Consider the following 5,655-nt stretch of genomic DNA (forward strand, 5'->3'; position numbering starts at 1 on the left):
GCAGCAGATTGACGCGCCGCGACAATCAACCTGAGAAAGAACTTGCTCCACACAAGCCAACGCGGCAAAATCCAAATCGCCGCGACACACCTGTCTCATCCTGATTGTCGCCCGCGTCTCTCCCAGATTGTCGCGCTACAAACAGGTCGCTCATCGAGTTCACGAAGATCATCCGCGGCTTTTTCCACTGCGCGGGTTGCATCAGCCTTGATGGCCAGAGCGTCAGGTCGAAGCCTTGTTCGTAGGGGTGCCCAGCAACCCCACGCCAACGTTCCGCAAAGCGTTCAGCGTAGCAGTTGTCGCAGCCCGGACCGATCTTTGTGCAGCCCGTCACCGGGTTCCAAGTTGCGTCAGTCCATTCGATTTCCGACGTTTGCGCCACGAGGCTGCCTCGTTATTGGACCTCATTCTATCCGAGGTTCGACTCAGAACAAAGAACGAACCTGCGGCCTTCGAATAAGAAATTGCTGCTTCGATTTAACAGCTTATTTGGGAGCGATTGAGGTTTCGTTAACCAAAGAAAACTCGAACTCCCGCCCCGGCCTGATCGTCTAACCGTATGAAGAAGCGAGGGTTTCTGTCCGTATGGTGGTGGCTTCAGTACACAGGTCGGGAGAGAAACGGGCCACTCGGAGAATGCGGCCCGGAGTTCGCGGGCAGCGCAGTGCAGAGGTCCAACCTGCAAAGCCTTTGGCACGTTGCGCTTTTTTCTGCCGCACCGTGCGCTGGGAGACGCTTCACTTGAAGGCAATGGCGGAGAGGGAGGGATTCGAACCCCCGGTACGCTTGCACGTACTCCGCATTTCGAGTGCGGCGCGATCGACCACTCTGCCACCTCTCCGTGGAACGCTTCCGATGCGCTGGTCAGGGGCGCGGAATACAGAAGCCCGAGCGCAAGCGCAAGGGGGAGGCGCGGCTCGGGCGGTGTGATCTTTTGGAAGGCGTGTCTTGCGTCGCAATATCCCGGGGCAAGATCCCGGGGCAAGATCTCGGTCGGCATGTGTCCAACAAGACGTCGAACCTGCTTGACTTTCGCGCGATCCTCCGGCTTAAGCGCGTTTCCTGCAAAGCGCGGCGAAGAACCGCGCATTTTTCGTTTTGAGGCTTCGGGCAACGATCCCGTCGCGGAATGATCCGCGAAAGCCGCGAGACAGAAACGCAAAAAGGCTGCCCGGGGCATGTTCCCCGAAGGTGGTGCGAGAAAAGGAACCATTTATGTTCGCAGTCATCAAGACTGGCGGCAAGCAATACAAGGTTGCCGCCAACGACGTCATCACCATCGAGCGCCTCGATGCCGAGGCCGGCGAGGTGGTCGCTTTCGATCAGGTTCTCATGCTGGGCGGCGACACGGTCATGGTCGGCTCGCCGATTGTGGCGGGCGCCACGGTTGCGGCTGAGGTGGTCGAGCAGGCCCGCGGCCCGAAGGTCATCTCCTTCAAGAAGCGCCGCCGCCAGAATTCGAAGCGCAAGAAGGGCCATCGTCAGGATCTGACGATTGTCCGCATCACGGAAATCCTCACCGGCGGCAAGAAGCCGTCGGGTGCCAAGGTGGCGAAGCCTGTCGTGGCGGCAGCCCCGGCCGGGGCGGTCGATGCCTCGAACCTCTCGCTCATCGCGGGCATCGGCCCGACGATCGAGAAGAAGCTCCGCGCAGCGGGCATCACCGCCTGGTCGGAAATCGCCGCCTGGGGCGAGGCCGACATCGCGAAGTGGGACGAGGACCTGAAGCTGCGCGGCCGCATTACCCGCGAGGAGTGGGTGGAGCAGGCGAAAGAGCTTCTCGCCGGCAAACCGCCGCGCGCGAAGGCCGACCAGGCCGAACTCGCCTCGGGCAAGGATTATTGATCACCGGGATGTGTCAGCAGCGCTGACATTTTTCGCGTGATTTCGTGACAATTCTCGGGTAGGGATTCTGGCATCAGTTTCCCGTGCCCTTTTCGGATCTAGGAGCGCCACAATGGCTCACAAAAAAGCAGGCGGTTCGTCGCGCAACGGTCGTGATTCTCACGCCCAGCGCCTTGGCGTGAAGAAGTTCGGCAACGAATCCGTTCTCGCGGGCAACATCATCGTGCGCCAGCGCGGCACGCGTTGGCATGCCGGCACGAATGTCGGCATGGGCACCGACCATACCCTGTTTGCGACCGCCGATGGCCAGGTCGTCTTCAAACAGAAAGGCCCGCGTCAATACGTCAATGTCGTACCGGCCGCCGCCAAGGCGGCAGAATAAACCGGCGAGGAGCCAAGCCTCCCCGCCGGGCTTCTCGGAAGAGAACCACAGGCGGGTGAGCGGGGAAAAGGCCAACAGCCGGAAATCCCTCACAAAAGCGAAACCGCAAGCGGGGAAGTCCGGGAAACCAGACTTCCCCCTCGTTTTTTCACGGTCCTGTCGCTTTCGGCCTTCAAGCCTCGGGCGATACCGGACGGAGGTTTCGCACCATGTTTCCTGATCTGTTTCGTGATGATGTGTTCACGCTCGAGACCGCGCGGCTGTTCCTGCGCTGGCCGAAGGCAAAGGATGTTGCCCTTCTGATCGCCGAGGCAGGAGATCGTCGTGTTGCCGAGCCTCATGCGGTCATCCCCCATCCCTACCTTCCGGAAGATGCAATCCGCTTCGTCTCCGAGGCCCGTTCGCAGAACATGGAAGGGAAGGGCGTCTATCTCGCCATCACGCCCCGGAAGGATCAGGAACGTCTTGTCGGCGTTGCATCGCTTCGCCTGCGCTCGACTGGCGAGGTCTCGCTCGGCTATTGGCTCGGCGTGCAGCATTGGGGCAAGGGCTATGCCACCGAGGCGGCCCAGGCCGTATTGGACGCAGCCTTCCTCTATTCCGATGTGAAGGCCATCATCGCCAGTGTTCGGGTGATGAATGATCGCTCACGAGCCGTGTTGGAGCGTTGCGGGTTCCAGTATGCCGGATCAGGCATGAGCGAGCGGCCCGCCTGGGGAGATCGCGTCTCGACCGACAGTTATCGCCTCAAGCGGGCCACCTGGGCTTCGCTCAAGGGCTGGCGCGCGCCGCTTCCGACCGAAAGGCCGGAATTCCGGGAGATCGCGTGATGCATCGCCTGCCGGACATCATGGACACAGAACGGCTTCGGCTTCGGCGGGCGAAACCCTCCGATGCCGAAGCCCTTTTCTCGCTCTTCAACAATTGGGTGGTGGTGAAATGGCTTGCCCGGCCAAGCTGGCCCAATGAGATTGCGCGGACTCATGCCTATCTGGAGCAAGTCAATCAGTCGCCACTTGGAGAGCATTACTGGGCGATCGAGCGGGCGGGTGGTCTCGTCGGCGGCATTTCCGCCGGCATTCAGCCGGCCAGTGCGCATCAATCCGCAGAAGGGCCGCATATCGGCTACTGGCTTGGCGAGCGTTTCTGGGGGCAGGGGGTCATGACGTGCGCCGCGAGCCTGCTCTGCGAAGCGATTTTTGCTTGCACCGAGGAGCCTGCCATCTATTCGGGTGTTTTTCTTGGCAATGAGGGCTCATTGCGCATCCAGCACAAGCTTGGCTTCCGGGTCGAGGGTCGTGATGAATTATTCTCCACGCCGCTTGGCCGTCCTATGCCGCATGTCTCGACCCGGCTCCTGCGAAACGATTTTCGACCCGTCGCCTGAGGCCGCGCGCCGCGGTGCCTGATCTCTTTGCACCTCCGGGCCGTAACAGGTCCGGGGGAGATGCAAACGAGGGTTCATGATGCGCTTTTCACGCCTTCTCCCCGCCGCGCTTTTGCCGCTGCTGCTCGCTCCCGCCGAGGCCGCGGCGCGCGATCTCAAGCTCGAGGAATTCTTCAAGGGCCGCACCTATGCCTATGGCTGGTTCGGCGCCATCAACGGCACGACGCGCCGCTTCAAGGTGGTGCTGGATGGCCGCTGGAACGGGCAGGTCCTCACGCTGCGCGAGGCCTTCGAATACGAGGACGGCGAGAAGGACGTGAAGACCTGGCGCTTCCGCAAGACCAGCCCCACCACCTATCTCGGCACGCGCGAGGATGTGATCGGCGAGACGCTCGTCACGCTCGATGGCCCGATCGCGACCTTCGCCTATGACGTGAACCTCACGCCCAAGGCCGAACCCACCATCGTGCGCTTCTCGGATACGCTCCTGCTCGAAGCCGACGGAACCCTGCGCAACACCGCCTGGGTGAGCCGCTGGCACCTGCCGGTGGCGCGCGTGAATGTGAATTTCGCCCGCACGGAGGAGGGCGCGCTGGCCATTCGCCCGTGATCGGCTCCGGATTTCTTGCCTTTTCGGTTGCAAGCCTTTAGCCGAAGGGCATGAAATTCCTTGATCAAGCAAAAATCTATATCCGCTCCGGCGATGGCGGGGCGGGTTGCGTCTCGTTCCGCCGCGAGAAGTTCATCGAATTCGGCGGCCCCGATGGCGGGGGTGGCGGGAAGGGCGGCGAGGTCTGGGTGGAATGCACCGAGGGGCTCAACACCCTGATCGATTACCGCTACCAGCAGCATTTCAAGGCCAAGGAGGGCATGCATGGCATGGGCCGCAACCGTGCCGGCGGCAAGGGCGCGGATGTGGTGCTGAAAGTTCCCGTCGGCACCGAGATTCTCGATGCCGAGACCGAGGAACTGATCGCCGACATGACCCAGCTCGGGCAACGTTTTCGACTCGCCAGAGGCGGCAATGGCGGCTTCGGCAACCTGCATTTCGTGTCCTCGACCAATCGTTCGCCGGATCGCGCCAATCCGGGCCAGGCGGGCGAGGAGCGCTGGGTCATCCTGCGGTTGAAGCTGATCGCGGATGCCGGGCTCATCGGCTTGCCCAATGCCGGGAAATCGACCTTCCTCGCGGCCACTACCGCCGCAAAGCCGAAAATCGCCGATTACCCCTTCACCACGCTTCATCCCGGCCTCGGGGTGGTGCGCGCGCGGGCCAGCGAATTCGTGCTCGCGGATATTCCCGGCCTGATCGAGGGCGCGCATGAGGGCCATGGCTTGGGGGATCGCTTCCTCGGCCATGTCGAGCGCTGCTCGGTGCTGCTGCATCTCGTGGATGGCACGGGCGAGCATGCGGGCAAGGATTACAGGATCGTTCGCCATGAGATCGAGGCCTATGGCGAGGGCCTGGCGGAGAAGCCGGAGATCGTCGCGCTTTCCAAGATCGACGCGCTCGATCCCGAGACGCGCAAGAAGCAGTTGGATCGCCTGAAGCGCGCCTGCGGGCATAAGCCGCTCGCGCTCTCCGCCGTTTCGGGCGAGGGCGTGCCGGAGGCGCTGAACGCCTTGCTCGCGATCATCGAGGCCCAGCGCAAGACAGGCACCGGCGAGGCACCGGCCAAACCGTGGCAACCCTGATTTCCGCCCGTTAAGGTCGTCCCGCACCGCGCTTCAGCGGATCGGGACGATGTTTTCCTCCCCCGGCGGCAGAAGAAGATCGGCGAGATCCTCGTCGAGTTCCTTGGGTTGCCGGCTGCGCAGCATGTTGTTCTCTGCACGCAGCTGGTCGTTCTCCGCCCGCATGGCGGCCAGCTTGTTCTGGAACTTGGCGGTTGCCTCCGAAATCGTCGCGAGATTGGCGCGCACGGTTTCGGTCAGCGATTTCTGCTTGAGCAGCAGGTTCGAATTTTCCGCACGCAGCACATCGAGTTCGAGTTCCAGCTTGCGCCGGCTCTCCACCTCGGTCGCGAGCAGGCTGCTCGTG

Annotated in this window: 8 protein-coding genes and 1 tRNA gene; 6 read left to right on the top strand and 3 right to left on the bottom strand. The window is 62.3% G+C overall.

Features of this window, described 5'->3' with window-relative positions; translation table 11 throughout:
- Positions 1 to 25 precede the first annotated feature (25 nt).
- Together ACKODO_RS03175 and ACKODO_RS03180 are read right to left on the bottom strand one after the other, a co-directional pair.
- Positions 26 to 382: a DUF5131 family protein gene (locus ACKODO_RS03175; RefSeq protein WP_408982004.1), complete on the bottom strand. Its 357-nt coding sequence runs from the start codon at positions 380 to 382 to the stop codon at positions 26 to 28.
- Positions 383 to 751: 369 nt separating this feature from the next.
- A tRNA-Ser gene (locus ACKODO_RS03180) sits at positions 752 to 841 on the bottom strand.
- A 374-nt stretch (positions 842 to 1,215) separates the two neighbouring features.
- On the opposite strand from ACKODO_RS03180, the gene rplU reads away from it, so the two are divergent.
- The 6 genes from rplU (at position 1,216) to obgE (ending at position 5,309) form a co-directional block, all read left to right on the top strand.
- On the top strand, positions 1,216 to 1,845 hold the full coding sequence (rplU, locus tag ACKODO_RS03185) for a 50S ribosomal protein L21 (protein ID WP_408982005.1): 630 nt from the start codon (positions 1,216 to 1,218) through the stop codon (positions 1,843 to 1,845).
- A 112-nt stretch (positions 1,846 to 1,957) separates the two neighbouring features.
- Positions 1,958 to 2,227, top strand: coding sequence for a 50S ribosomal protein L27 (gene rpmA / locus ACKODO_RS03190; protein WP_408982006.1), 270 nt, complete (start codon positions 1,958 to 1,960; stop codon positions 2,225 to 2,227).
- Between the two features lie 209 nt (positions 2,228 to 2,436).
- Positions 2,437 to 3,057, top strand: coding sequence for a GNAT family N-acetyltransferase (locus tag ACKODO_RS03195; RefSeq protein ID WP_408982007.1), 621 nt, complete (start codon positions 2,437 to 2,439; stop codon positions 3,055 to 3,057).
- A complete protein-coding gene (locus ACKODO_RS03200; RefSeq protein WP_408982008.1) occupies positions 3,057 to 3,614 on the top strand; it encodes a GNAT family N-acetyltransferase in 558 nt (185 codons plus the stop codon). The genes ACKODO_RS03195 and ACKODO_RS03200 overlap by 1 nt, the downstream gene beginning before the upstream one ends.
- Positions 3,615 to 3,690: 76 nt before the next feature.
- Positions 3,691 to 4,224, top strand: coding sequence for a DUF3833 family protein (locus ACKODO_RS03205; RefSeq protein WP_408982009.1), 534 nt, complete (start codon positions 3,691 to 3,693; stop codon positions 4,222 to 4,224).
- Positions 4,225 to 4,274: 50 nt separating this feature from the next.
- Positions 4,275 to 5,309 carry a GTPase ObgE gene (gene obgE / locus ACKODO_RS03210; protein WP_408982010.1) on the top strand — a complete coding sequence of 345 codons (1,035 nt, stop codon included), beginning with the start codon at positions 4,275 to 4,277 and terminating at the stop codon, positions 5,307 to 5,309.
- 33 nt (positions 5,310 to 5,342) lie between these two features.
- Here obgE and ACKODO_RS03215 read toward each other — a convergent pair.
- Positions 5,343 to 5,655, bottom strand: a 313-nt coding sequence (locus ACKODO_RS03215; RefSeq protein ID WP_408982011.1) for a hypothetical protein, incomplete at its 5' end; no start/stop codon positions are given.

The organism is Rhabdaerophilum sp. (assembly GCF_046092605.1).
GTDB lineage: Bacteria > Pseudomonadota > Alphaproteobacteria > Rhizobiales > Beijerinckiaceae > Rhabdaerophilum.